This is a genomic window from Novosphingobium subterraneum (genome assembly GCF_000807925.1).
Classification (GTDB): Bacteria; Pseudomonadota; Alphaproteobacteria; order Sphingomonadales; family Sphingomonadaceae; genus Novosphingobium; species Novosphingobium subterraneum.
Window position 1 is genome coordinate 132,725 of sequence record NZ_JRVC01000008.1, and the last position, 25,871, is coordinate 158,595.

The 25,871-nt window shown below is 63.2% G+C and carries 22 protein-coding genes; 13 read left to right on the forward strand and 9 right to left on the reverse strand.

Annotated elements, in window-relative coordinates:
- The first annotated feature begins 8 nt into the window (after positions 1 to 8).
- The gene (locus NJ75_RS09950; protein ID WP_407668268.1) at positions 9 to 3,419 is read left to right on the forward strand and encodes a glycosyl hydrolase; all 3,411 of its coding nucleotides are present in this window, start codon (positions 9 to 11) and stop codon (positions 3,417 to 3,419) included.
- Here NJ75_RS09950 and NJ75_RS09955 read toward each other — a convergent pair.
- Positions 3,379 to 4,425: a LacI family DNA-binding transcriptional regulator gene (locus NJ75_RS09955; protein WP_039333962.1), complete on the reverse strand. Its 1,047-nt coding sequence runs from the start codon at positions 4,423 to 4,425 to the stop codon at positions 3,379 to 3,381. The genes NJ75_RS09950 and NJ75_RS09955 overlap by 41 nt on opposite strands.
- A 202-nt stretch (positions 4,426 to 4,627) precedes the next feature.
- On the opposite strand from NJ75_RS09955, the gene NJ75_RS09960 reads away from it, so the two are divergent.
- From NJ75_RS09960 to NJ75_RS09975, 4 genes are all read left to right on the forward strand, one after another.
- Positions 4,628 to 6,841, forward strand: coding sequence for a beta-glucosidase family protein (locus tag NJ75_RS09960; RefSeq protein WP_039333964.1), 2,214 nt, complete (start codon positions 4,628 to 4,630; stop codon positions 6,839 to 6,841).
- 2 nt (positions 6,842 to 6,843) lie between these two features.
- A complete protein-coding gene (locus NJ75_RS09965; protein WP_039333967.1) occupies positions 6,844 to 8,382 on the forward strand; it encodes a carboxylesterase/lipase family protein in 1,539 nt (512 codons plus the stop codon).
- 147 nt (positions 8,383 to 8,529) lie between these two features.
- A complete protein-coding gene (locus tag NJ75_RS09970; RefSeq protein ID WP_039333968.1) occupies positions 8,530 to 8,964 on the forward strand; it encodes an RrF2 family transcriptional regulator in 435 nt (144 codons plus the stop codon).
- Between the two features lie 51 nt (positions 8,965 to 9,015).
- Positions 9,016 to 9,822 (forward strand): outer membrane protein assembly factor BamD, encoded by an 807-nt coding sequence (locus tag NJ75_RS09975; protein ID WP_039333970.1) that lies wholly within the window; start codon positions 9,016 to 9,018, stop codon positions 9,820 to 9,822.
- Between the two features lie 7 nt (positions 9,823 to 9,829).
- On the opposite strand, the gene NJ75_RS09980 is transcribed toward NJ75_RS09975, so the two are convergent.
- From NJ75_RS09980 to NJ75_RS09990, 3 genes are all read right to left on the reverse strand, one after another.
- The gene (locus NJ75_RS09980) at positions 9,830 to 10,684 is read right to left on the reverse strand and encodes a DUF481 domain-containing protein (protein WP_236727117.1); all 855 of its coding nucleotides are present in this window, start codon (positions 10,682 to 10,684) and stop codon (positions 9,830 to 9,832) included.
- Positions 10,685 to 10,846: 162 nt separating this feature from the next.
- Entirely contained in the window at positions 10,847 to 11,911 is a 1,065-nt protein-coding gene (locus tag NJ75_RS09985) for a glycosyltransferase family 4 protein (RefSeq protein WP_039333972.1), read from the reverse strand.
- Positions 11,908 to 12,819: a UDP-2,3-diacylglucosamine diphosphatase gene (locus tag NJ75_RS09990; protein WP_082013349.1), complete on the reverse strand. Its 912-nt coding sequence runs from the start codon at positions 12,817 to 12,819 to the stop codon at positions 11,908 to 11,910. The genes NJ75_RS09985 and NJ75_RS09990 overlap by 4 nt, the downstream gene beginning before the upstream one ends.
- Positions 12,820 to 12,965: 146 nt before the next feature.
- Between NJ75_RS09990 and recN the strand changes: the two genes are divergently transcribed.
- Genes recN through NJ75_RS10010 form a run of 4 tightly spaced genes read left to right on the forward strand, consistent with a single transcriptional unit; the run spans position 12,966 to position 17,888 of the window.
- Positions 12,966 to 14,630 carry a DNA repair protein RecN gene (recN, locus tag NJ75_RS09995; RefSeq protein WP_039333974.1) on the forward strand — a complete coding sequence of 555 codons (1,665 nt, stop codon included), beginning with the start codon at positions 12,966 to 12,968 and terminating at the stop codon, positions 14,628 to 14,630.
- Positions 14,627 to 15,319: a GNAT family N-acetyltransferase gene (locus NJ75_RS10000; protein ID WP_322788205.1), complete on the forward strand. Its 693-nt coding sequence runs from the start codon at positions 14,627 to 14,629 to the stop codon at positions 15,317 to 15,319. The genes recN and NJ75_RS10000 overlap by 4 nt, the downstream gene beginning before the upstream one ends.
- Positions 15,319 to 17,385, forward strand: coding sequence for an NAD-dependent DNA ligase LigA (gene ligA, locus NJ75_RS10005; RefSeq protein ID WP_407668267.1), 2,067 nt, complete (start codon positions 15,319 to 15,321; stop codon positions 17,383 to 17,385). Before NJ75_RS10000 ends, ligA begins: the two co-directional genes overlap by 1 nt.
- The gene (locus NJ75_RS10010) at positions 17,385 to 17,888 is read left to right on the forward strand and encodes a CinA family protein (RefSeq protein ID WP_039333979.1); all 504 of its coding nucleotides are present in this window, start codon (positions 17,385 to 17,387) and stop codon (positions 17,886 to 17,888) included. Before ligA ends, NJ75_RS10010 begins: the two co-directional genes overlap by 1 nt.
- On the opposite strand, the gene NJ75_RS10015 is transcribed toward NJ75_RS10010, so the two are convergent.
- From NJ75_RS10015 to bla, 3 genes are read right to left on the reverse strand one after another with little or no spacing between them, the layout of a single operon-like run.
- Positions 17,873 to 18,670, reverse strand: a complete 798-nt coding sequence (locus NJ75_RS10015) for an enoyl-CoA hydratase/isomerase family protein (RefSeq protein ID WP_039333981.1) — start codon at positions 18,668 to 18,670, stop codon at positions 17,873 to 17,875. The two genes, NJ75_RS10010 and NJ75_RS10015, sit on opposite strands and share 16 nt — an antisense overlap.
- 57 nt (positions 18,671 to 18,727) lie before the next feature.
- A complete protein-coding gene (locus tag NJ75_RS10020; protein ID WP_039333983.1) occupies positions 18,728 to 19,684 on the reverse strand; it encodes a 50S ribosomal protein L11 methyltransferase in 957 nt (318 codons plus the stop codon).
- Positions 19,681 to 20,541: a subclass B3 metallo-beta-lactamase gene (bla, locus tag NJ75_RS10025; protein ID WP_039333985.1), complete on the reverse strand. Its 861-nt coding sequence runs from the start codon at positions 20,539 to 20,541 to the stop codon at positions 19,681 to 19,683. The genes NJ75_RS10020 and bla overlap by 4 nt, the downstream gene beginning before the upstream one ends.
- Positions 20,542 to 20,701: 160 nt before the next feature.
- On the opposite strand from bla, the gene sdhC reads away from it, so the two are divergent.
- The 4 genes from sdhC to NJ75_RS10045 all read left to right on the forward strand — a co-directional run bounded on the left by sdhC (position 20,702) and on the right by NJ75_RS10045 (position 24,220).
- The gene (gene sdhC / locus NJ75_RS10030) at positions 20,702 to 21,127 is read left to right on the forward strand and encodes a succinate dehydrogenase, cytochrome b556 subunit (RefSeq protein ID WP_039334091.1); all 426 of its coding nucleotides are present in this window, start codon (positions 20,702 to 20,704) and stop codon (positions 21,125 to 21,127) included.
- A gap of 39 nt (positions 21,128 to 21,166) precedes the next feature.
- Complete coding sequence (gene sdhD / locus NJ75_RS10035) at positions 21,167 to 21,550, forward strand: succinate dehydrogenase, hydrophobic membrane anchor protein (RefSeq protein WP_039333991.1); 384 nt, start codon at positions 21,167 to 21,169, stop codon at positions 21,548 to 21,550.
- 3 nt (positions 21,551 to 21,553) lie between these two features.
- Positions 21,554 to 23,368, forward strand: coding sequence for a succinate dehydrogenase flavoprotein subunit (gene sdhA / locus NJ75_RS10040; RefSeq protein WP_039333993.1), 1,815 nt, complete (start codon positions 21,554 to 21,556; stop codon positions 23,366 to 23,368).
- A gap of 138 nt (positions 23,369 to 23,506) precedes the next feature.
- Positions 23,507 to 24,220, forward strand: coding sequence for a hypothetical protein (locus tag NJ75_RS10045; protein ID WP_039333995.1), 714 nt, complete (start codon positions 23,507 to 23,509; stop codon positions 24,218 to 24,220).
- Between the two features lie 24 nt (positions 24,221 to 24,244).
- On the opposite strand, the gene NJ75_RS10050 is transcribed toward NJ75_RS10045, so the two are convergent.
- Together NJ75_RS10050 and ypfJ are read right to left on the reverse strand one after the other, a co-directional pair.
- Positions 24,245 to 24,919 (reverse strand): hypothetical protein, encoded by a 675-nt coding sequence (locus tag NJ75_RS10050; RefSeq protein ID WP_174544572.1) that lies wholly within the window; start codon positions 24,917 to 24,919, stop codon positions 24,245 to 24,247.
- Positions 24,920 to 24,993: 74 nt separating this feature from the next.
- The gene (gene ypfJ / locus NJ75_RS10055) at positions 24,994 to 25,851 is read right to left on the reverse strand and encodes a KPN_02809 family neutral zinc metallopeptidase (RefSeq protein WP_039333996.1); all 858 of its coding nucleotides are present in this window, start codon (positions 25,849 to 25,851) and stop codon (positions 24,994 to 24,996) included.
- Positions 25,852 to 25,871: the final 20 nt, after the last annotated feature.

Genomic DNA, 25,871 nt, shown 5'->3' on the forward strand with positions numbered 1-25,871 from the left:
GAGAGAAGATGATGAACATTCGCCGGCGCATTTCAGTCGCAGCGATCCTTGCCTGCAGCACGCTGCTCTCTCCGGTTGCCTTTGCCGAGGCGCCTACGGCCGAGCAGGGGGCAACGAATCCTGATCCGCTTGCCCAGCAATTCCAGGATCCGCCAATGGAAGCGCGCCCGCGCGTATGGTGGCACTGGATGAACGGCAATGTCACCAAGGACGGGATCGCCAAGGATCTCGATTGGATGAAGCGCGTCGGCATTGGGGGACTGCAGAACTTCGATGCAGGACTCCAGACCCCACAGGTCGTGGGCAAGCGTCTCGTATACATGACGCCGGAATGGAAGGACGCCTTCCGCTTCGCCGCCAGCGAGGCCGACCGATTGGGCCTTGAACTTGCCATTGCAGCCTCGCCCGGCTGGTCGGAAACAGGTGGGCCTTGGGTAAAGCCTGAAGATGGTCTGAAGAAGGTCGTTTGGGCTCAAACGCGCCTTAGGGGTGGAAAGCGTTTCACGGGCAAGTTGCCTATGCCCCCGGTCACGACCGGCCCCTTCCTTGACATGCCTGATTCGGATCCGCTGGCTTCGATCACCGGCGAACATGGCTTCGAGGCCCCCGAGCTATATAGCGATATTGCAGTGCTCGCACTGCCGGATACGGCAGCGGAAGATGTGCTTCCTTCCTTCAGTTCGGATGGCAAGCCGATCTCCGCCGCGGCACTGGCGGATGCCAGCCTGCAGACTGGCGTGACCTTGCCGCGCTGTCCGGCGGAGGCGCCAACCACTCTGGTGGCGAGCTACGCCAAGCCACAGGCGATACGCTCTGCGACGATCGCCATTCCCGGTGCGAAAAGCATGTTTGCCGGGCCGACTCTCGACATTCGCCTCGAGGCCAGCAATGACGGCACCACATGGCAGCCTGTTGCAAGCATGCCGGTCACCGGCGCCCCGTCCACCGTCAGTTTCGAGCCGGTAACCGCGCGGCATTTCCGTCTGGTTTTCGTACCCCTGCCATTCAATGGCTCCAATTTGGGCGATCCCACACCCGGTGTCGTCGTTGGCGGTTTTGTCGACATGATCGCGGCTAGCGCGAAGGCGCCGCTCGAGATCAAGCAATTCCGCCTGACCTCCGAAACCATAATCGATCAGTTTGAAGCCAAGGCAGGCTATGCGATCGCACGGGATTACGACGCGCTCGGCGAACCAGATAGGGCGGCCGTTGGCGTTGACCCTTCGAGGATCGTCGACCTGACAGGCAAGATGCGTCCTGACGGCTCACTCGATTGGACACCGCCCAAGGGGAAATGGCGCGTGATCCGTCTTGGATCTAGCCTGCTTGGCACAACCAATCATCCCGCGCCGCCCGAGGCGACGGGCCTCGAAGTCGACAAGTTCGACGGTGCTGCCGTTCGTCGCTATCTCGAGCACTACATCGGCACGTATAAGGATGCGGCGGGCGAGGATCTCGTCGGCAAGCGCGGTGTTCGCGCTCTGCTGACGGATTCCATCGAAGTGGGGGCGGCCAATTGGACGCCGCGCATGATCGAGCAGTTCAAGCGCCTGCGCGGCTATGACCCGATGCCTTACCTGCCGACGCTTGCCGGCGTATTGGTCGGCACGCGCGAGCAGTCGGACAAGTTCCTGCGCGATTACCGCCAGACTCTCGCCGATCTCATGGCATCGGAACACTACGGAACAGTTGCGCAAGTGGCGCACGAGAATGGCCTGAAGGTCTATGGGGAGGCTCTCGAGGACAACCGTCCTTCGCTTGGCGACGACATGGCAATGCGCAGTCATGCAGATGTGCCGATGTCCGCCTTGTGGACCTTCGGCCGCAAGGCCGGGCCCAACCCCAGCTACCTTGCCGACATGAAAGGCGCTGCCTCGGTGGCGCATGTCTATGGCCAGAACATCGTCGCGGCAGAATCGATGACGTCAGCCTTGGCGCCTTGGGCCTACGCTCCCAACGAATTGCGCCGCATCATCGATCTGGAATTCGCCAGCGGCGTCAACCGCCCGGTCGTGCACACCTCGGTGCATCAACCGGTTGACGACAAGGTGCCGGGCCTTTCGTTGGCCTTCTTCGGCCAGTTCTTCAACCGCCATGAGGCGTGGGCTGAACTTGCCCGGCCTTGGGTTGATTACATGGCGCGGTCTTCTCTGCTGTTGCAGGCAGGCCGCAACGTTGCAGACGTCGCCTATTTCTACGGCGAGGAAGGACCGCTCACTGCGCTTTATGGGCGCAAGCCGATCGGTGACGCACCAAAGGCACATGCCTATGATTTCATCAACCGCGACGCGCTTTTCGATGCGATCGAGGTCCAGGATGGAGAAATAGTCGCCAAGGGCGGGGCGCGTTACAAGGCGATCCAGCTTGGCGGATCGACCCGGCGCATGACCGTCGCAACCTTGCGGCGCCTCGCCACGCTGGTCGAAGCGGGCGCAACCGTCGTCGGCCACGCACCCGAAAGCTCGCCTGCACTGGCGGACGGCAAGGCCGACTTCGCCGCGCTGGTCGCGAAACTGTGGTCCGGGGCACCGGTGACGCGGCTTGGGGCAGGGCAGGTCATCGCCTCTGCCGATATCGACGCTGCGCTGGCGAAGGCAGGTGTGTCGCCCGATTTCAGAATGTCCGGAGCAAGTGCGGATGCTCAGGTACTGTTCGTTCACCGCAATCTGGGCGACGGGGATCTGTGGTTCCTGAACAACCGCAAGACGGTGGATGAGCGCGTAGAGGCGCGTTTCCGCGTCACTGGAAAGCAGCCAGAGTTGTGGTACGCCGATAGCGGGCGTTCCGAGCCTGTATCCTACCGCATCGAGAACGGTGAGACGATCGTCCCGCTGACGCTCGGCGCAGAGAGTTCCGTCTTCGTCGTGTTCCGTAAGCCCGCCAAGGCCAACTCGCTGATGATCAAGAAGGCGGTGCCTACGGCTGTGGCGACGCTGGACAGGCCCTGGCAGGTCGCTTTCCAGGCCGACCGTGGCGCACCGGCAGGCATCACCTTGCCGAAACTGGCATCGCTGAGCGATCAGGCTGAACCGGGCGTCAGGTATTTCTCGGGCATGGCGACCTACACCAGCAGCTTCACCTTGCCCAAGAGCGTGAACGCTGGCGCGCCACTTTGGCTTAATCTCGGCGAAGTGGGCGAGATCGCTGAGGTGTCAGTCAATGGCAAGCACGTTGGCTATGCCTGGCACAAGCCCTATCGCGTCGACCTGTCAGGTGTGGTGAGGAAGGGCGTGAATTCGGTGGAGGTGAAGGTCGCAAACCTCTGGGTCAATCGCCTGATCGGCGATGCGCAACCCGGTGCGGAAAAGGTGACGTGGACGTCGTTCCCAACCTATCGTGCCGACACCGCGCTCCGCCCTTCGGGCCTGATCGGCCCGGTTACCCTTGAGTCTGCCGGGGAGGCGCAGTCGAATCCCTGATCACCAGCTGGAACCCAAGCTGGGAAATCTTGCCTTCCTGCTCATCTCTCCTGAGCAGGAGGGCTGCGGCAGCCTGGCCCATTTCCTCGATCGGCTGATACACGGTCGTCAGATAGGGCCAGACTGACCGCGCAATCCAGCTGTCGTCGAAGCCGCAGACAGAGATGTCGTCCGGCACCTTCAATCCTGCCTTCGAACATGCGGCCATCACGCCAGCAGCGCTGTCGTCATTGCAGGCGAAGACGGCGGTTGGCCTGGGGCTCTGAGCGATCAAGGTTTCGCCTGCAGCAATACCGCCTTCAAACGAAAACCCGCCATCGGCGTCGATGATCGGGGTGGCGCTGCCCAGCCGTTCCAGTTCCGCGATGAAACCGTCGCGTCTCCGGGCAGCGGCCATGTGCGATGCGGGGCCCCGCATGACTGCGAAGCGGCGGTGGCCAAGATCCCACAGATGCTGGGCCATTGCCGCCGCCGCAGCAGCGTCGTCGATGGCAATTCCAGGGCCACGAGCATTGTCGAGCGCGGGGGCGATCCGGACATAGCGGATCTTGCGCGCCTCAAGAAAGTCCAGGAGAAGCAGATTGTCCGACAGCGGGGGCGTCAATACGAACCCATCGCAGCGATTGTTACGAATAAGGGCTTCCAACTGCGCGGAAAATTGTTCGTCCGGTACGGTGGAATCGACATTGTCGATGCGCAGGTGATACTGGTGGGACCGTACGACGTTGTAGACGCCCTTCTGGATTTTCATGGTGTAGTGCGGGCTCGGATTGTCCAGCAGCAGGCCAATGATGAAGGTGCGTGATCCGGCCAGCGAACGAGCAGCGGCATCAGGGACATAGTTCAGTTCTGCAATTGCAGCCTCGACCTTGGCGCGCAGGTTTGCCGACACGTGAGGCTCGCCATTGATGACGCGAGACACGCTTTTCAACGACACGCCTGAAAGACGTGCCACATCGTCCATGGTGGCCCGCGCGGAATTCGCCGGAAAGGTCAGGGGGGTCATGCTTCTCTTTGTGACAATAGAGGGATGGAAACCGCTCTGCGAACATTCTCAATTTGAAACCTAGTCTGTGCGTGTGCGCATCACAAGGACCCTATTTTACGCATCGAGGTTTCTACGTGAGCCGCTTGACAGCGCTGCCAATACTCTGGCACGTCCACGGCTATCGAGTGGTCAATCCGCTGTGAATTTCAGGAGACAATGGATGTCGAAGGTGTGGCGCCTCTTGGTGGCGGCGAGCACGATGGTGGTTGCTGGCACAACGGACACCCGGGCCCAGCAGGCGCCAGCCGTGGACATGAAGGCGGCCGACGCGCGCGCTGCGGCGACGGTGAAGCAGATGACGGCGGACGAGAAGGTGGTGCTGACGCATGGCATCATGCCGCTGCCCTTGGGTGGGCCGACCCCTCCGATCCCTGCCGATGCGATTGCCGGTGCCGGCTATATTCCGGGGATCGAACGCCTTGGCGTGCCGGCGCTGAAGGAAACCGATGCCAGCCTTGGCGTGTCCTACGTCATGGGCATCCGCAAGGACGGGGCGACGGCGCTGCCCTCTGGCGTCGCGCAGGCGGCTTCGTGGAACCCGGACCTGATGTATCGCGGCGGCGCGATGATCGGATCGGAGGCGCGGGCCAAGGGCTTCAACGTGCTGCTGGCCGGCGGTGTCAACCTGATGCGCGATCCGCGCAATGGCCGGACTTTCGAATATCTTGCCGAAGATCCGCTGCTTTCGGGGATTCTGGTAGGCGCAGCGATCCGGGGCATCCAGTCGAACAACATCATCTCGACGATCAAGCACTTCGCGCTGAACGGGCAGGAGACCGGGCGCAAGTATGTTGACGTCAAGATCAGCGAAGGCGCCGCGCGCGAGAGCGACTTGCTCGCCTTCCAGATCGGTATCGAACAGGGCCAGCCCGGCTCCGTGATGTGCGCCTACAACCGCGTGTGGGGCGAACAGGCCTGCGCCAACGACTGGCTGCTCAACAAGGTGCTGAAAGGGTCGTGGGGCTACAAGGGCTTCGTGATGTCCGACTGGGGCGCGGTGCCGAACATCGACGCGGCGCTGAAGGGGCTTGACCAGCAGTTGGGCGAGCAGCTCGATCCGGCCGTGTTCTTCGGTGACAAGCTCAAGGACAAGGCGGCGGCAGACCCCGCGTGGAAAGCGCGGCTCGATGACATGAACCGCCGCGTGCTTACCGCGATTTACGCCTCGGGCCTCGACAGAAGCCCGGTCAAGCCCGCCGACAAGATCGATTTCGCAGCAAATGGCGCGGTGGCGGAGGAAGTTGCCAAACAGGGTATCGTGCTGCTCAAAAACAACGGCGCACTCCCGCTGGCCAAGTCGGCAAAGTCGATCGCGATCATCGGTGGCTATGCCGATGGCGGCGTGCTTTCGGGCGCAGGTTCGAGCCAGGTGCATGGCGAAGGCGGCCCTGCCGTGACCCGTCCTATTGGCGGCAAGGGTGTGTGGGCCGGTTTCATTGCCCAGCAGTACCACCGCTCCAGCCCGATGGACGCGATCCAGGCCCTGGCCAAGGACGCCAAGGTGACCTTCCGTGACGGGCGCTACATTGCCGATGCAGTGGAGAAGGCCAAGCAGTCGGAAGTTGCCATCGTCTTTGCGACGCAGTGGACCACGGAAGGCCTCGACGTCCCCGATCTGTCGCTGCCTGACGGTCAGGATGAACTCATCGCAGCGGTTGCAGCCGCCAATCCCAACACCATCGTTGTCCTGGAAACAGGCGGCCCTGTGAAGATGCCTTGGCTGGACAAGGTCGCGGGCGTCATCGAGGCCTGGTATCCCGGCGCACGCGGCGGGCCGGCGATCGCATCGGTGCTGTTCGGTGACACCAACCCTTCGGGCCGCCTGCCTCTGACCTTCCCGGCCAGCGAAGCGCAATTGCCACGGCCCAAGCTAGATGGCAGCGATTGGGTCGAGCCCGACTTTTCCGGCGGGCCATCCTCGGGCAGCGACAAGCTGGTATCCGACTACGACATTGAGGGTTCGGACGTCGGCTACCGCTGGTTCGCGAGGCAAGGAGCGAAGCCGCTGTTCCCGTTTGGCCACGGCCTTTCGTACACGACCTTCGAGAGTGCTAGTCTGAAGGTGAAGGGCCTGACCGCCAGCTTCACAGTGAAGAACACCGGCAAGCGCGAGGGCGCCGACGTGGCGCAGCTTTACCTTGTCGACCGTGCAGGACAGGCCAAGCGCCGCCTTGCCGGGTTCCAGCGGGTGAACCTCGCCGCAGGCGCATCGCAAAACGTCAGCCTGACCATCGATCCGCGCATCCTCGCTGACTGGAAGAACGGCGGCTGGACAATGCCGGCTGGCGAATACACCTTTGCCCTTGGCAAGGACGCCGAAACACTGGGAGCGCCGGTGAAGGTCAGGCTGCCGGCCAAGACGTGGAAGGATTGAGGATGCGTGTCATCACAACGCTCGCCTTGGGCGCCGGAATGTTGGCCCTGTCATCAGGTGTCGGCCATGCTGCCAAGCCGCGAGCCGGGTCTTCAGACATGACGACTGAAGTGATCGTTGAAACCGCCTCAGGGCCGGTTCGCGGCGTTCAGGCGGCAAACGGCGTCTCGGCCTTTCTTGGCATTCCCTATGCCGCGTCTCCAGTCGGGGAAAACCGCTGGCGCGAGCCACAGCCGGTGGCGACATGGACCTCGGTGCGCGATGCCACCAAGTATGGAGCCGATTGCCTTCAAGCCCCATTCCCGCCCGATGCAGCGCCGATCCGCACCACGCCATCGGAAGACTGCCTCTTCGTCAACGTCTGGAAACCCTCATCGGCCAAGCCGGGGGCCAAATTGCCAGTGATGGTGTGGGTCCACGGTGGAGGGTTCGTCAACGGTGGCTCGTCCCCTGCGGTCTATTCGGGCGAAAACTTTGCGCGCGATGGCGTCGTGCTGATCAGCCTCAACTATCGGCTGGGTCGCTTTGGCTTCTTTGCCCATCCGGCCTTGGCGGCAGAGGGGTACGGCGGCAACTTCGGCTATCTCGACCAGATCGCGGCGCTCCGCTGGGTAAAGGCCAATGCCGAGAGATTTGGCGGTGACCCGGCGAACGTCACTGTCTTCGGGGAAAGCGCGGGCGGCATGTCGATGCACATGCTGTTGCAGGCTCCAGAGGCGCGTGGGCTGTTCCAGAAGGTGATCATCGAAAGTGGTGCCGGGCGCGAACGCTCCTTGCCGACGCCAACCATAGCCGGTGCAGCAAAGGCCGGGGAAACTTTCGCAGCCGGTCTCGACGCAGCAGGGCTGCGCGCCTTGCCGGCGGAGAAGGTGACCGGCGATCTCTCCATGATGACGATGGCGCAGCCGTCCTATTCCGGACCGATGGTCGATGCCCGTACGATTTTCGGCAGCCCGGTCGAGGCAATCGCCGCCGGACTTTATGCCAAGGTTCCGATCATGGTCGGCGCAAACTCTGCCGACGGACTTCCGTTTGGGACCGACAAGGCCAAGATCTTTGCCAGCTATGGCGAACGGGAAGCAGAAGCGCGAAAGCTATATGATCCGACTGGCGATGGTGCACCTTTGCAGGTTGCGGTCATGACCAGCGCCGATCGCACGTTCATCGAACCGGCACTTGCCGTGGCAAGGGCCCTGGCAAAGCGGGGACAGGCGGCTTTTCTGTATCGATTCGACTATGCCCATCCGGATTTCCGCAAGGCAATGGGGGGCGCGCCGCACGCCAGCGAACTGCCCTATGTCTTCGACACCGTTGCAGCCCGCACGCAGTGGAAGATGGTCCCTGGGGAGCAAGCGGTCGCAACCACCACGCACAAGCTGTGGATCGATTTCGCAACGCACGGAACTCCGGGGCCGGCGTGGCCGGTCGCCACCTCTGACGACACCCGGGTCATGCTTATTGCTGAAGGGGGCGCGAAGCATGGCGAGGACCCCTACCGCGCCCGGCTCGATTTCGTGGAAAGGACTGCCGAAGCAAAGTGAACTTCGCGCTGACGTATTGGCGGGCTTGAGTCAGGTGGCCCGGTTCCCGCGGGGAACCGGGCCGGACTATCGGCAAAGTGCAAGAGACCCCACCAGTAATTCTACCAAGCGCGTTGACATTCGCGTTCGAGTGTTCATGTCTTTCTCATGCTCTCGCAAAAGACGCGATATACAATCCGGGCGCTTCAGCATCTCTCCGACCTATTCGGACAAGGCCCCGTGCGCCTGGATGCGATTGCCGAGGCGCAGAACATCCCGCGCAAGTTTCTCACCGTCATCCTTTCGGAAATGGCGAGGGAAGGGATTGTCATCTCGCACCGGGGGCGGGACGGCGGATACGAACTGGCGCTTCCGCCTGTCGATATTCGCTATGGTGACATCATCCGGTTGACACGCGGAAGCCTTGCGCTGGTGCCTTGCGCAGCGCGCAATGCTCATGAAACCTGCAACAACTGCCTGCCCGAGGCGGAGTGCCGCTTGCGCGGATTGATGCTGCAATTGCGTGATGAAACGGCCGCCATTCTCGATCGCATGACCCTGGCCGATCCGATTGCGGTCGAGCCTCCTTTCACCGAGGCGTAAAACACCGCAACTTCACTTGGCGTTCAGGAACCGGCTGGCTATAGGGTCGGCATGACCGTCCTCGATATGCGCCGCCCGCTGCGCTTCGCCGTCCTCGCCGCCGCTACCGTCGCCATGGGCGTGACTGCCGGTTGTGCGGGCGGAGGAAACAAGAAGAAGGACGTGGCCTACGTCGCGCGCGACGTCGATACGCTCTATACGGCGGCCAAGGACCGGCTTGATCGCGGCGATTCGAAGCAGGCCGCCGCACTGTTCGACGAGGTCGAGCGTCAGCATCCCTATTCGCCCTGGGCCCGCCGCGCTCAGCTGATGAGCGCATTCAGCTATTATGTCGCCCGCGACTATTCGAAGTCGGTCCAGTCGGCCCAGCGCTTCCTGTCGATCCACCCCGGCAACAAGGATGCGCCATACGCTTATTACCTCGTCGCGCTCTGCTATTACGAGCAGATCTCTGACGTCACGCGCGACCAGAAGATCACGCAGCAGGCGCTGACCGCGATGAACGAGCTGGTTCGCCGCTATCCCAATACCGATTATGCTGCCGACGCACGGCTCAAGATCGACCTGATCAACGATCACCTTGCCGGCAAGGAAATGGAGATCGGCCGCATGTACCAGCGTAGCGGCAAGTGGCTGGCCGGTACGCTCCGCTTCCGCACCGTGGTCGAAAAGTATCAGAGCACCAGCCACACGCCCGAGGCGCTATATCGCCTGGTCGAGAGCTACCTCTCGCTTGGCTTGCCGCAGGAGGCACAGAAGGCTGCGTCAGTGCTGGGCACCAATTACCCGGGCAGCAAATGGTACGAGCGCTCCTACGATCTGATGAACAAGTACGCGCCGGGCACAACTGCCGCCTGAACGCGCTTCAGAACCCGTAGACCAGCGTCAGCCGACTCGTCGTATCCGTGCCGAGTCGGCCGAGTTCAGGTGCAGTTTCGTGCTGCACCATGTACGAAAGCCGGGCCTTCAGCTTGCCGATCAGTCGTGAATCGAGAGCCGCAAGGGTATAGAACGTGCTGCCCTGCGCATCGAAATAGGCGCTGGCATCCTGACTGTATTCCAGGCTCGGTGTCAGCTTGATCTTAGCTTCCAACGATGCCAGCCCTGCCACGACGGATTCGCGATCGCCATCCACCGGGTTCGTCACGCGCCATGCTGGTCCGGCCTTGACGCTCAGCTTGGCATGATCGGCTTTCAGCAGGCTGTAGCCCAACCCGCCCGAGATGCTGTAGCGCGATGCAAAACCCTGAAAGCGGTCCTGCTCGAACTGCCCGAGACCGTAGAGATAGCCTCGGCTGTCGAACTTGTAGTTCGGCTCTGCAGAGAAGCGATATTGTTCGCGGGTGACCACGTCAGCCGTTTCCTGGTAATCTGCACGGGCAGTCGTGGCGATGCGCCAGTTTGCGCCTTCCGCCAGCAGCTTGAAGCCGCCCACCAGACCAATGCCCGGGGCATTGCCGGTGTTGGCAAATGCTCCTGCTTCCCCTTCGCCGGTAACTTTCGGTTCTTTCGCGGGTTTGCCTGCGGCTTCTGGCCTTTTGGGTTCGCTAGCGTTCCTCGCTTGTGCCGGAACCAGGGCGAAGCCGGACGATTTGCGTGTGGCGACCCTCTTGTCGATCGCTTCTGCGGCATTTGGGAACGCAAGCTTGGCAGAACGAATAACAGCTTCGGCATCGGCGCGATTGCCTGATGCCAGTGTTGCGTCAATCAGATCTGCCACACCGGCCGGCAACTCCCGCGAGGCTGCGGCTTCGTTCGTTTCCGATGCGATTACAACAGGTTGGGGCGGGGCATCTGCAAGCATTGGGGCGGGTCTCCGTGGCCGCGCCCATAGCATGGCACTCCGGATAGATGCCACCGCCTTTTGTCTGATTACATGACTTCAGGCGAACTCGCGTGCAGTGGGCTCGCGTATGGCGTCGCCCACGGCCTCGAGGAACTGATCGGTCGCGCGATCCCAGTTGTATCGCGCACCTTGAACGGCGGCGCCCATCCGATCACAGCGCAAGGCCTTCTGGATCGCCAGGCCAAGGTCTTCGTCCAGGGCGCCGATTTGCATGGGCAGGTCACCGGACGGGCCGCGCCCCTCACGCCCGATGATGTCGAGTGGACCCGGCACGGGATAGGCTGCAACCGGAACTCCGCAGGCAAGAGCTTCGATCATGACAAGACCGAATGTGTCGGTCCTGCTCGGAAAGACGAAGACATCGGCCGAAACATAGGCTCGCGCCAATTGCTCGCCATGGCACGCGCCCAGGAAGACCGCCGCGGGATACTGGGTCTGCAGTCTTGCCAGAGCGGGGCCGTCTCCCACGACCACTTTCGTGCCGGGCACATTTGCATCGAGGAAGGCGATCAAGTTCTTCTCGATCGCCACGCGACCGACATTGAGCATGATCGGGCGTGGCAGATCTGCCAGTTCAGGCAACGGATCATGATCAGGATGGAACAGGTCCCGGTCGATGCCGCGCGTCCAGAGCCGCGTCTGCGTCACGCCGTGGCTCGCCAGTTCACCCGCCAGCGTTGGCGTCGACACCAATACCGCTCGGCTCGCACCATGAAAGCGGCGCATGACTGGCCAGAAGCGCTCGGTTTTCAAGCCGGTACGGACAGCCGCATACTCGGGAAAACGGGTATGAAAAGCGCTGGTGAACGGCACGTTATTGGCCTTGCACCAGCTCCTTGCGCTCCATCCGATCGGGCCTTCCGTGGCAATGTGCACAACGTCGGGAGCGAAGTCTGCCAGGGTGCGCCGCGTGCCGAACCGGGGCAGCATGGCGAGGCGTATCTCGCTGTAGCCAGGCAGCGGCATCGTCAGGAACTGGCTCGGCGTGACCAGTTCGATTTCGTGACCTCGCCTGATCAGGCGGTCGACAGTTGCCGCAAGGGTCCGGACGACACCGTTCACCTGCGGATGCCAGGCATCCGTGCAGATCGCGATCCTCATGCCGGTTGCTCCTCCAGCTGCGGAATGGGCTTGAGCGCTGCCTTGACTGCAGCCGCGCGCCGCGTGTCCTCGGCCCAGTCGATGATCGACATGCTGCCGTCGAACTCTTCGGCAAGCGCCGTGCAACTCTCCACCCAGTCACCATCGTTGTAATAGGTCACGTCGCCGATCTGGCGGATCTCGGCGCAGTGGATATGGCCGCAAACCACACCATCCACGCCTATGTCGCGCGCGGCATGGGCAACCGCCTCCTCGAAGTCGCAGACGAACTGGACTGCGTTCTTGACCTTCTTCTTCAGGTAGGCCGACAGGGACCAGTAAGGCATCTTGAGGTGCCGACGCGCGATGTTGAATAGCACGTTGGCGCGCAGCAGCAGCGAATAGGCCTTGTCGCCCAGAAACGCCAGCCAGCGCGCATAGAGCACCACGCCATCGAACCCGTCACCATGGGTCACCAGCAGGCGGCGTCCATCGGCGGTTTCATGAATGGTCTCGAGCGCCAGTTCCACCCCGCCAAAGCTCATGCCGGCATAGGGGCGCAGCATCTCGTCGTGATTGCCGGCTATCAGGATCACGCGCGTGCCCCGGTGCGCCATCTTGAGGATGCGCCGGATCACTTCGTTGTGCGCATCGGGCCAGTACCAGCCCTTGCTCAACCGCCAGCCGTCGACAATGTCACCGACAAGGTACAGCGTCTCGCATTCGATGGCTGCGAGGAAATCGAGGAGCATTGGTGCGTTGCAGCCGCGCGTGCCGAGGTGGACATCGGAAATCCACACGGTGCGCAGGCGGCGCTTGGGTCGAAAGCCGCGCGGTTCGGGCAGGTCGAGCCACGCTGGAGCAGACGAAATCAGATCTGCGGCGGATTTGAACGGCCTCGAGCCCTCGAGTTTCGCATGCGATGCCATGAGCGAACCTTTCTCCATCTGGAGCCGCCAATGGCGGATTCGCATTGCGGGCGTGTGGCATGCTGTCACTCGAATGAAACAAGTGGAGAACGAAAGGCTTCTCCGTGCGTGGACGAGCGCGCCACAACCGGCTAGAGAATCGCGTGATGCTCACCAGCCTGTCGATCCGCAATGTCGTGCTCATCGAGGCGCTCGATCTCAGCTTTGCCAGCGGGCTTGGCGTGCTGACGGGCGAAACCGGCGCCGGCAAGTCGATCCTGCTCGATGCGCTGGGTCTAGTTCTGGGCGATCGGGCGGACAGCGGGCTCGTCCGGTCCGGCGAAGATCAGGCCAGCGTCACCGCCACGTTCGAGTTTGACCGGATGCCCGCGGCGATCCGCGCTGCGCTTAACGAGGCCGAAATCGAGGTTGAACCGGGTGAGCCGTTGATCATCAAGCGCCGCGTCCGTGCCGATGGTGGGTCGAAGGCGTTCGTCAACGATCAGCCCGTCGGCGTTGCTCTGCTTCGCGAACTGGCCCGCAGCCTTGTCGAACTTCACGGCCAACACGATGATCGCGGCCTCGTAAACGCGCGCGGCCATCGTGCCCTGCTTGACCGTTATGCCGGGGCCGATGTCGCAGGCGTGGACAGCGCATGGATCAAGTGGCGCAAGGCAGAGGATGCGCTTCAGTCGGCCCGTGCCGCAGTCTCGCGCGCTGCCGAAGAACAGGACCTTCTGCTCGCCCACTTGGCCGAACTCAATGCCCTCGCTCCGATCATCGGCGAGGAGGACGAACTCGCCGGTCAGCGCGCCGATATGCAGAAGGGTGAGCGGCTTTCTGGCGACCTCGTCGAGCTGCAGCGCCTGTGGGAGGGCTCCGACTCCGCCCTTGCCACGCTGCGCAGTGCCGCCCGCCGGCTTGACCGCATCGCCACCGAGCACCCGCTGCTGGCCGAAGCGCTCGAAGCGCTTGACCGGGCGGTCATCGAGGCTAGCGAGGCTGAGGACAAGCTGGCACGCGCCGCCGAGGTCCTGGCCCACGATCCCGCTCTGCTCGACCGCATCGAGACGCGGCTGTTCGACCTGCGCGCGGCTGCCCGCAAGCACGGCTGCACCGTCGATGAACTCCCCCACAAGATGACCGAGATGCGCGCTGCGCTTGACGCCATCGAAGGGGGAGAGGCCCAGATCGCAGGTCTCGAACGGACCGCGCGCGATGCGGCGCTGGACTATCAGGCGAAGGCCGAGACGCTCTCGGTCCAGCGCGCCGAAGCTGCCCGCAGGCTCGACAAGGCAGTGGCGGCTGAACTGGCCCCGCTAAAGCTTGATGCCGCAAAGTTCCACACAGCGGTCCTACGACTGCCCGATGATCGCTGGGGTGCTGGCGGAATCGATGCTGTCGAGTTCCTGATCTCGACCAACCCCGGCGCGGATTTCGCCCCACTCGGCAAGATCGCCTCGGGCGGCGAACTTTCGCGTTTCATCCTCGCGCTTAAGGTCGCGCTTGCTGAAGAGGGCGGCGCGGCAACGATCATCTTCGACGAGATTGACCGTGGCGTCGGCGGTGCGGTGGCGAGCGCGATCGGCGACCGGCTGGCGCGTCTCGCCAGTGGCGGGCAGTTACTTGCCGTCACGCACAGCCCGCAGGTCGCCGCGCGCGGCGACCGCCACTACATGATCGCCAAAAGCTCGGATGGCACCGTCACCCGCACGTCGGTCGCGTTGCTCGATGCAGCGGCGCGCAAGGAGGAAATCGCGCGCATGCTTTCGGGCGCTGAGGTTACTGCCGAAGCTCGGGCACAAGCCGATCGCCTGCTGGAGCGGGCGTGATCGAAATTTCGCAAATGGTGCAACTCAATTCGCTCGACCGCCCTGTCTGGCACTCGCTTGGCGGGCCACAGAACGCACTCGACGTGGGGACGGGGTCGGTGCGTCGTCTTGATCCTGCTTATGGACCGTTTGCCGCAGCAGATCCCGGCAATGAGGGAGACCTGGCGCAGCATCTGCACGGGGGTGAGATCTGGCTTGTCGAGCCCGAAGCCTTGCCTGCGCCCGTGGGCCTGCAGGTCTTGCGCGAGGCACCGCTTTTGCAGATGATCGCAGATGGCCCAATCGTTCCGATCGAGGATACCGAAATTGTGGCACTGGGCAGAGCCGATGCGGCCGAAATGGCAGACCTGGCTCGCGCCACCGAGCCCGGACCTTGGGCGCCGCAGACTTGGCGCTATGGGCAGTTCCACGGCATCCGCATCGATGGCCGCCTAGCCGCGATGGCAGGCGAACGCATGCGCCCCGCAGCTCACCTTGCCGAACTCAGCGGTGTCTGTACCTGGCCGGAATTCCGGGGCAGGGGCCTTGCCGCGCGTCTGATCCGCAAGGTCATGGCCGGCATGGCAGCGCGGGGCGAAGTGCCGTATCTGCACAGCTACGCCAGCAACGTCTCGGCGATCCGCCTTTATGAAAGCCTGGGCTTCCGCGCCCGTCGCCCGATGGTTGCCACGCTCCTTGGACCAGCATGATGATCGAGATAACCGAAGCCGAAGCCGCCAACGAACTCATGCGGCTGGCGCGGCAGATTGCAAAGCATAACCGCCTTTACCATGCGGAGGATTCGCCCGAGATTTCCGACGCCGAGTACGACGCGCTGGTGCGCCGCAATGCCGAGCTTGAAGCCGCATTCCCGCATCTGATCCGGCCCGATAGTCCCAGCGCGCAAGTCGGGCACGAAGTTGCAGCCTCGCCGCTGGGCAAGGTCACCCACGAGGTTCGCATGATGAGCCTCGACAACGCCTTCACCGATGAGGAAGTCGAGGAATTCGTCGCCCGCGTCCGCCGCTTCCTCGCGCTGCCGGAAAGCGCCGAAGTGGTTATGACCGCCGAGGACAAGATCGACGGCCTGTCCTGCTCGCTGCGCTACGAGAACGGCAGGCTGGTCCGAGCAGCGACGCGCGGTGACGGGCAGGTCGGCGAGGACGTGACCGCGAACGTGGCGCATATCGCCGATATCCCGCAGGAGCTGAAGGGTGCAGGTCTTTTCGACGTGCCCGCAGTCTTCGAGATTCGCGGCGAGGTCTACATGGCCAAGGCCGACTTCCTCGCGCTCAATACCCGGCAGGCCGAAGCAGGCGACAAGGTCTTCGCCAACCCGCGCAATGCCGCTGCGGGTTCGCTGCGCCAGAAGGATGCGAGTGTCACCGCCGCCAGGCCATTGCGCTTTCTCGCCCACGGTTGGGGTGCGACGAGCGAGGTGCCCGCGCCCACGCAATTCGAGATGATGCGCAAGATTGCACAGTGGGGTGTGCCGGTTTCGCCACTGCTGGTGCGGTGCTCGTCGGCTGCCGAGATGGTCGCGCATTACCGCACGATCGGCCAACAGCGCGCCGATCTGCCCTATGACATCGACGGCGTCGTCTACAAGGTTGACCGGCTCGACTGGCAGGAGCGTCTCGGCTTCGTCGCCAAGGCCCCGCGCTGGGGCATCGCCCACAAGTTCCCCGCCGAAAAGGCCGAGACGACTCTCGAGGCTATCGACATCCAGGTCGGCCGCACGGGCAAGCTGACGCCGGTGGGCCGTCTCAAGCCGGTACTTGTCGGCGGCGTCACCGTTACCAACGTCACCCTGCACAACCGCGACGAGATCGGGAGGTTGGGGCTTCGCGTCGGCGATCGCATCGTGCTCCAGCGCGCGGGCGACGTGATTCCGCAGGTGGTCGAGAACCTCACGCGCGACGAGCCGCGCGAATCATACCACTTCCCGGACCATTGCCCCGAGTGCCAGTCCGAAGCGGTGGCGGAGGAGGGGGAGGTCGACGTTCGCTGCACCGGTGGCCTCATCTGCCCCGCCCAGCGAGTCGAACGCCTCAAGCACTTCGTCAGCCGCGCCGCGCTCGACATCGAAGGATTGGGGGAAAAGACGATCATCGAGTTCTTTCAGCTCGGCTGGCTTGAAAGCCCGGCCGACATTTTCCGCCTGAGAAAGCGCCGCAGCGACATCGTCGGGCGCGAAGGCTGGAAGGACAAGTCTGTGGACAACCTGTTGGCAGCCATCGAGGCCAAGCGCCAGCCCGACGCGGCGCGCCTGCTCTTCGGCTTGGGGATTCGCCACGTCGGTGCTGTCACGGCGCGCGATCTGATGAAGCGCTTCGTTACGCTTCCCCACTTGCGCGACGCCGCCATTGCTGCGCGGGAAGGCGGCGATGCGACTGCAGACCTCCTCTCCATCGAGGGCGTCGGCCCAGTGGTAGTCGAAGCGTTGGGCGACTTCTTCCACGAACCGCATAACATCGCGGTGTGGGAGGACCTGCTCTCGGAAGTCACCCCGCCACCCTACGTGGTCGAGACAAAGGACAGCGCGGTGGCCGGCAAGACCATCGTCTTTACCGGCAAGCTCGAAACGATGAGCCGTGACGAGGCCAAGGCCCAGGCTGAAGCCCTGGGCGCGCGCGCGGCCGGTTCCGTCTCTGCCAAGACTGATCTCGTAGTGGCAGGACCCGGCGCAGGTTCCAAACTGAAGCAAGCAGCCGCGCTTGGCATCGACGTGATAGATGAAGCGGCTTGGGCCGAGATCGTCCGAAGCGCTGGTTGATGCTCCAGGACTTGGCCGCCATCGCCGCTGAGGCAGGAACCCTGCTCAAGGCGCGCAACCAGACCATTGCCGTCGTCGATGGCTCGACCGGAGGCCTCATCTCTGCGAGCCTGCTCGCCATGCCCGGCGCATCGGCGTTTTACCTTGGCGGCGGGGTGATCTACACGCTCAAGGGGCGGCGCATGGTGCTCGGCCACCCGCCAGGCTCGCTACGCGGCTACACTTCGGCGCAGGAGGACTATGCTCTGGCGCAAGCGCGGCTGATGCGCCAGCGCTACAGTTCCGATTGGGCCATCGCCGAAACCGGCGCTTCCGGCGGTAGCTCACATCCCTTGGGCGTCGCTTCCGGCACCAGCGCGATTGGCGTCGTCGGGCCGGACGGGATCGAGGCGTCGGTGCGGGTTATGACCAACAGTGACGACCGTCTTGCCAACATGCAGGCTTTCACCCGCGACGCGCTGATCCTGTTGCGTGATACCTTGGCCGCTCACTCCGGCACGTAGTTCGGCTTTCGCTTCTCCAGAAACGCCTGCATTCCTTCGCGGAAATTGGGGCTGGCCGCCGTCATCAACTGATTGCGGTTCTCGATCGCCATTGCCGCCTCCAGGCTTGGCGCGTCGATGGCAAGGTTGAGGCCCTCCTTGGTCATCCGCAGACCCATAGGCGAGGCGGCAAGCAGGTCATCGACATACGTCTGGCCCACCGCTTCAAGTTGCTCGTCGGGTACGACTTCCGAAACGAGCCCGGTCGCCAGGGCGCGAGGGGCGTGGATGAAACGCCCCGTCAGCATCAGTTCGCTCGCTACCGAAGTGCCGACCAGACGTGGCAGGAGATAGCTGCAGCCCATGTCGCAGGCCGAGAGTCCGAGCTTGATGTAGGCGGCGTTCATCCTCGCGCTTGTCCCCGCAATGCGAATGTCCGAGGCCAGCACGAACGAGAAGCCACCGCCACAGGCCGCACCATGGACTAGGCTGACAATCGGCTGTGGGCAGCGCCGCATCTTTATATAGACGTCGGCCAGATAGCCCTGAAAGCTGAACCCGCCCGCAAACGGGATATCCTCGCGGTTCTCGGCGCGTTCCTTGATATCCAGCCCCGCGCAGAAGGCCTTGCCCGCGCCGCGCATCACAACGACGCGGGCATCACGATCGTGGAACAGCCTGCCGAAATAGTCGGATAGCTCGCGCACCATCTGCAGCGAGATAGCGTTGAGCACTTCCGGCCGGTTGAGAGTCAGCCACTCTGCGGCATCCCGCTTTTCGATCGTGAAGGTCTCGTATTCCATCGTGCGTCTCCTGGCTTAATCGAATGATCAAGTGTGTCGGCACGATGCACAAGCCCCTTACCAGCGCTTCGACCACTCCGGCAGAGCACCAACCCGGCTGGCGCGCACACCGCCTGCCGCGCGCCGTCGCAACCACAGGATCGACCAGTCGCCGCGCACCATCCGCGCCGCCAGCCTCAGGCCCGCCTTGCGATAGGCTGCCCGGACAGTGGCTTCCTGCGTTTCAAGCAGTCCGGCCAGCAGCACGCTGCCACCCGGCACAACGGCGCGGGCGAATTCCGGTGCCAGTTCGACCAGCGGCCCGGCAAGGATGTTGGCGATCAGCAGGTCATAGGGCCCGGCCGCCTGGAGCAGGGGATGGTCCATTCCGGCGGCGATGACCATGGCCATGCGTCCAACGCCATCGCCCAGCGGAATGCCGTTGTTGGCCGCGTTCTCTGCCACGACCGGGCCGCAAACAGCATCGATGTCACTGGCGATGGCCCGGGCGGTCGGCCACAGATGCAGCCCGGCGAAGCCGAGCAGACCGGTGCCGGTGCCGATGTCAGCCAGGTTGCGCACGGTCACGCCTTGCCGCTTCATGTGGCTCAGCATGGCGAGGCAGCCTGCGGTAGTTGCATGCTGGCCGGTGCCGAACGCCTGGCTTGCAGGGATAACGAAGTCTCGAACGCCACGCTCGAGGAGCGGCGGATATTCGGGCGTGTGAACATGAAAGACGCCCTCGCGGATGGGTTCGACGCCTTGCTGGCTCAGCGTCACCCAGTCGGTATCGGGCAGCTTCTCGATCTGCAGCGTGGGCGGCGCCCCTTCGAACAGATCGGCAATGGCGTTCTGATCAGCCTTGGTCGGCTTGCGGTCAAGCCAGGCTTCGAGCTGCCAGTCCTCGGGCTTGTCCTCGGCGATTTCGCTGCCGGCAATGACGATGTCGTGGTCCCAGTCCCAGGCATCCTCATGCGCGATCAGGGCGGCCTGAATCACATCGCGCGGGGCGTGGATAGTGACTTTCCAGCTCATTTCTCAAGCGCCTTTTCCAGACGATCCCGCGCGCCTGCCGCCAGCGCCTTGCAGGCATCGGGGTCGGCAAGCGGTTCGGATCCACTCATCCGCTCAAACATGGCGCTGGCCGAAGGATGCGGCGTCAGCAGGACGCCGCATTCCAGCGCCTCCACTTGCGCGAAGGTCTTGCGGAACATCGCCACGCGCTCGGGATGATCGGCAAAACGATAGGTGCCGAGCGGGAGAGCGGTCAGGCTGTCGACGTATGTGATCGTGCGGCAGTCAGTCCCCTCGCACGATTTCCAATGCCAGCTGGTCGAACCCTCGGTGTGGCCGGGAGTCTGGAAAGCCGTGATCTTGAGCGGCCCGACGCTGAACACGTCCCCGGTCTTCAATGCGAAGTCTACTCTTGCAGGGCGACTGCCATGAATTTCCTGCGCTTGCGGGTCAGCGGGGCTGACTTTGCCGCTGCGTATTACCTTTGCCGCTTCTGCCGTCGCGACGAAGCGCGCACCGGTTGCCTTCTCCAACGCGGCGAGACCGCCAACGTGGTCGAAATGCTCATGGCTTGAGACGATCAGGCCGATGTCCTTCGGGTTGAATCCCAGCTTGCGGATATTGGCAAGGATTTGCGGCACTGCCTCTTCCACCGCTGCATCGACCAGGATGTGCCCCTGCGGGCCGGTGATCAGCAGGACCGAGACGTTGCAGGTGCCGACGTACCAGACATTGCCGAAGATCCGGGCAGGCGGGGCGGGATCGGAGAAGTTCTCCTTGCCCTCGCACTGGCGAATGATTGCACGGGCTGCGGCAGTATCGGCCGGGGCGGGCGTCACCGCAGTCGCTGCGGCCAGGACGGCGAGTGTCATGCTCATGAGGGTCGTCTAGGGACCGCGCTGGACAAGCGCAACCGGCTGTCCTTTTTTACATCCTGCATACGCTTGCGCAGGCGGTCTTTTCGACTAATAGGACTCGCAATCCGTCGCGGGGGCTGTCCTTTCCGCGATCCTTGTACCTAGTCGAGGGGGTATGTTCATGGCGCAGGCGCGCAAGGCACGGCCGATTTCTCCGCATCTCCAGATCTGGCGCTGGGGCCCGGCCATGCTGGTTTCGATCCTGCACCGTATCACCGGCAACGGCCTTGCGTTTGCAGGTCTGGGGCTTCTGCTGTGGTGGATCGGTGCGCTGGCAAGCGGGGCAGGGGCCTATCAGACGTTCCTGGACTACGTGTGGCTCGGCACTGGCGGTGGCCTGCAGACGGTTACCGCGATCCTTGGCAAGATCGTGCTTGTCGGCCTGACCTGGGCCTTCTTCCAGCACGCCGCTTCGGGCATCCGCCACCTGATCCTCGATATCGGCGCGGGATACGAACTGGAAACCAATGCCCGCTGGTCGAGCCTGACAATCGTCATCTCGGTCCTCCTCACCATCGCATTCTGGGCTTTCGTGCTGCTGCGCTGAGCGCCGGCACGAACCGTCAAGCAAGGAAGGCTTACTCCCATGGGTAACGGCACCTCCATCGGTCGCGTGCGCGGGCTGGGCTCCAGCCACGAAGGCACCCATCACTGGCTCACGCAGCGCCTCACGGCGGTGGGCAACCTCGTCCTGATCACGTTCCTGATCGTCAGTCTCGCGCTGCTGCCGGACTACAGCTATGCCACTGTGCGCGGCTGGGTCGCGCGGCCGCTGCCGTCGATCGCGCTCATCCTGATCATGATCAACACCTTCACCCATGCCCGTATGGGCGTGCAGGTCATGCTCGAAGATTATGTCCATGAAGAAGGCGGCAAGGTTGTCGCCTGGCTTCTGGTCAATGCAGTGCCCTTCGCGGCCGCTGCCTTCGGCATCCTTTCGGTTCTGCGCATTGCGCTCGGGGGCGCATAAGACATGACTTCGACTCAGCCTGCCTACAAGATCATCGACCACACCTACGACACCGTCGTCGTCGGTGCCGGCGGTTCCGGCCTGCGCGCCACCATGGGTTCTGCCCAGGCCGGCCTGCGCACCGCCTGCATCACCAAGGTCTTCCCGACGCGCTCGCACACCGTGGCAGCGCAGGGCGGTATCGCCGCCTCGCTCGGCAACAATTCGCCCGATCACTGGACCTGGCACATGTACGACACCGTCAAGGGGTCGGACTGGCTGGGTGACCAGGACGCCATCGAATACATGGTGCGCGAAGCTCCGGCTGCGGTCTATGAACTCGAGCACGCCGGCGTGCCGTTCAGCCGCAATCCCGAAGGCACGATCTACCAGCGTCCGTTCGGCGGCCACATGCAGAACATGGGCGAAGGCCCGCCGGTGCAGCGCACCTGCGCCGCGGCTGATCGTACCGGCCACGCCATGCTTCACGCGCTGTACCAGCAGTCGCTGAAGTACGACGCGGACTTCTTCATCGAATACTTCGCGATCGACCTGATCATGGAAAACGGCGAATGCCGGGGCGTGATCGCGCTGTGCATGGACGATGGCTCGATCCACCGCTTCCGCAGCCATGCGGTCGTGCTGGCCACTGGCGGCTATGGCCGTTCGTACTTCACGGCCACCTCGGCCCACACCTGCACCGGTGACGGCGGCGGCATGGTCCTGCGTGCGGGCCTTCCTCTGCAGGACATGGAATTCGTCCAGTTCCACCCGACCGGCATCTACGGCGCCGGCGTGCTCATCACCGAAGGTGCACGTGGTGAGGGCGGCTACCTCACCAACTCCGAGGGCGAGCGCTTCATGGAGCGCTATGCCCCGTCGGCCAAGGACCTCGCCTCGCGTGACGTCGTCTCGCGTTCGATGGCCATGGAAATCCGCGAAGGGCGCGGCGTCGGCCCGCACAAGGACCACATCTACCTGCACCTCGATCACATCGATGCAGGCGTCCTGGCTGAACGTCTGCCGGGCATCACCGAAAGCGGCAAGATCTTCGCAGGCGTCGACCTTACGCGCCAGCCGCTGCCGGTCGTGCCGACCGTCCACTACAACATGGGCGGCATCCCCTGTAACTACCACGGCGAAGTCGTCACCATCGGTGCCGACGGCAACCCCGAGACGGTCGTCCCCGGCCTGTTCGCAGTGGGTGAAGCCGCCTGCGTTTCGGTCCACGGCGCCAATCGCCTCGGCTCGAACTCGCTGATCGACCTTGTCGTGTTCGGTCGTGCCACTGGCCTGCGCCTCAAGGAACTGATCAAGCCGGGCACCTCGCACAACTCGCTGCCCAAGGACAGCGCCGACCTTGCGCTGACCCGCCTCGATCACTTCCGCCACGCCAAGGGCGGCTCGCCCACGGCCGAGGTTCGCGTCGAAATGCAGCGCACGATGTCGGCCCACGCCGCAGTGTTCCGCACCGACGAACTGATGGCTGAAGGCAAGGTCAAGCTCGCCAACACCTACAAGCGCATGGAGGACATCCATGTGTCCGACCGTTCGCTGATCTGGAACTCGGATCTCGTCGAGACGCTCGAACTCGACAACCTGATCAGCCAGGCCTCGGTCACCATGCATTCGGCCTACAACCGCAAGGAAAGCCGCGGCGCCCACGCGCACGAGGATTTCCCCGAGCGCAACGATGCCGAATGGATGAAGCACACCGCAGCCTGGTTCAACGGCTGGGGCGGCAAGGGCGGCGAAGTCCGTCTCGACTATCGCCCGGTCCACGAATACACGCTGACCGACGACGTCGAGTACATCAAGCCGAAGAAGCGCGTGTACTGACCTGACGCCAATTCCTCGACACTGGTCCATGCGGACTGGCGGTTTGTCGAACGTGAGATGATCTGATGCCGGGGTAGGATTACTCCGGCATCACTCATTTTCGGCCCGGTGATACGGGCAGCCCGGGGAGGCAGTTCGATGAAGAGCGGTTGGAAGCATTCGAAGCTGACGCTGATGGCAGGGGTTGCACTGGTCATCAGCGCAGCGGGGGCCATGGCACAAGGCATTACGGACATGCCGCCGCCACCTGCTCCGCCCGCGCCGCCCGCACCTCCGGCTGCTCCGCCACCTCCCGCACCGCCTGCGCCAGGCATGGAGCAGCAAACCGTCATCATCGAAAAGCATGGCGGCGAGGATGGGCAAGAGCACGTCCGCACCGTCACCCGCGATGGCAAGACCTTCGTGTTCAAGAGCGACAAGCCATTGTCTGACGCGGACGTCGAGGCGAAGATCGCCCGTGCCGAGGCTGGCATTCCGCCCGTGCCGCCCATGCCTCCGGCTCCGCCGCTGGCTGGCAAGGGCGAGCGCCGCATGCAGCGCGTGATCGTGATCAACGGCGAGAACGAAGGCGTGACCGACATCGTTTCCGAGGACGGGCCGCATTGCCGGGGCAAGAATGCCTATGCCAACGTTGATACCTCCGAGGAGAACGACGGCAAGGTCACTCGCGTGCGAATCCGCACATGCGGCAGCGAGGCAGACATCGAGAAGCATGCCATGGCCGAAGCGCTCGCAAGCATTCGTCAGGCGCGCGAGGAAATCGCCCGCGACAAATCGTTGTCAGACAGCATCCGCAAGCAGGTCCTCAAGGAACTCGACGCTGAAATGGCCAAGCTCAAGGCGAAGGGATAAGCGGTATCTGGCCGAGAAGGTCTTTCAGTCAGCCTTCTGGACGACCGGTTTGCTTTCGAAGCGGATCGGATCGGCGTTGCCCGGCTTCGATTTTGCGGACTTCTTGTCGTCGTCCTTCTTGCTGTCGTCCTTCTTTTCGCGTTCCGCCTTGGCCTCTGCTGCTTCGCGTGCGGACCACAAGGCTGAAACATCCTTTGGCGTTGCCGCGCTCGCCGGGTATTTGCAGCCGCGCTGTTCGCCGACGCCCTTGAGATAGGCGCGGCGCACCGACCCTGCGTAGATCGCCTCGTTCCACTTGCGCTGCTGGGCATTTGCGCCACTGATTTCGCGGATTACGCCGCCGAACGGAATCAGTGAGCCAACGAGTGACTTGGCAATATTGCCCATCTTCAGCGTCGAATTGCCATCGTCCCGTGCCACGTCGATGTCGTCACCAAGAACAGCGTCAAGCTTGGTGATCTCTGCGGCGATGGCAGGACACTTGCGCATGCCGGCAAGATCATAAGGCTTCTGCCGCGCAGCGACGAGAATTTCCGGCACTTCGTCCTTCTTGATGTTCAAGTCGGACAAAGGCTTCGTAACCACATCACTCGCCGTCACCTTTTCCTCCGAAACCGCAGTCTGTGCGGCGAGAGGGAAGGCAACGGCAAGCGTGCAAGGCAGTATCGTTGCGAACCGAAGGGCCTTGGTAAACTTCATTGTTTGCTCCCCGTTTAACGGATGAAGTCTTCAGGCCCTTCGCGGTTCCGTGAATTAATGTTAACAAACACTCATCACAGCGCGGCGAACGTGTCGCACTGGTCCTCGTCCGCTGTCTCGATTCCCTTGCGCAGCCACTGCATCCGCTGCGCGGCGCTGCCGTGTGTGAACGCATCCTCCACCGGACGGCGGCCTGCCGCCTTCATCAAAGTATCGTCGCCGATCTGGTGTGCTGCACGCATGCCTTCCTCGATGTCGCCCGCTTCGATGCGATCCCGATTGCGGCCTGCCCAGACGCCGGCATAACAGTCGGCCTGAAGTTCGAGAGCGACCGAGTAGCGGTTGGCCTGGCTCGGACTGCTCTGCTGCAACTGCCGCACCTTGGCTGACGTGCCGAGCAGGCTCTGGATATGGTGGCCGTATTCGTGCGCCATCACATAGACACGGGCAAAGTCGCCGCCGGCACCCATCTGACGGTCCATTTCCGTGTAGAAATCGGTGTCGATATAGATGCCGCTGTCGCTCGGGCAGTAGAACGGCCCCATCGCGCTCTGTGCCGCGCCGCAGCCCGACCGGCCATTCTGCGAGTAAAACACGAGAGTCGGGGCTTCGAACGGGATATTGGCCTGCTGGAACAGTGGGCCCCACGTCTTGTTGAGCGAGGACAGCGCGTTGCAGCTTTCCTTGCTGAATTCGTTGACGGAGCAGCTTTCTGCCAAGGAGGCGCCACCCTGCTGTTCAACTGGTGCCGAAACCTGGCCCTGCTGCATCGAACCCAGCATCTGCATCGGGTCGACGCCGAACACCACTGCCGCAATCAATGCGATCACGATCGAGCCGCAACCCACCTTGCCGCCGCCGCCGAACGGGAAGCCGCCGCCGCCGCGTTGATCCTGGACATTGATGGAACTGTCGAAATCGTCGAGCCGCATGGGCAATCCCCTTTTTTGCG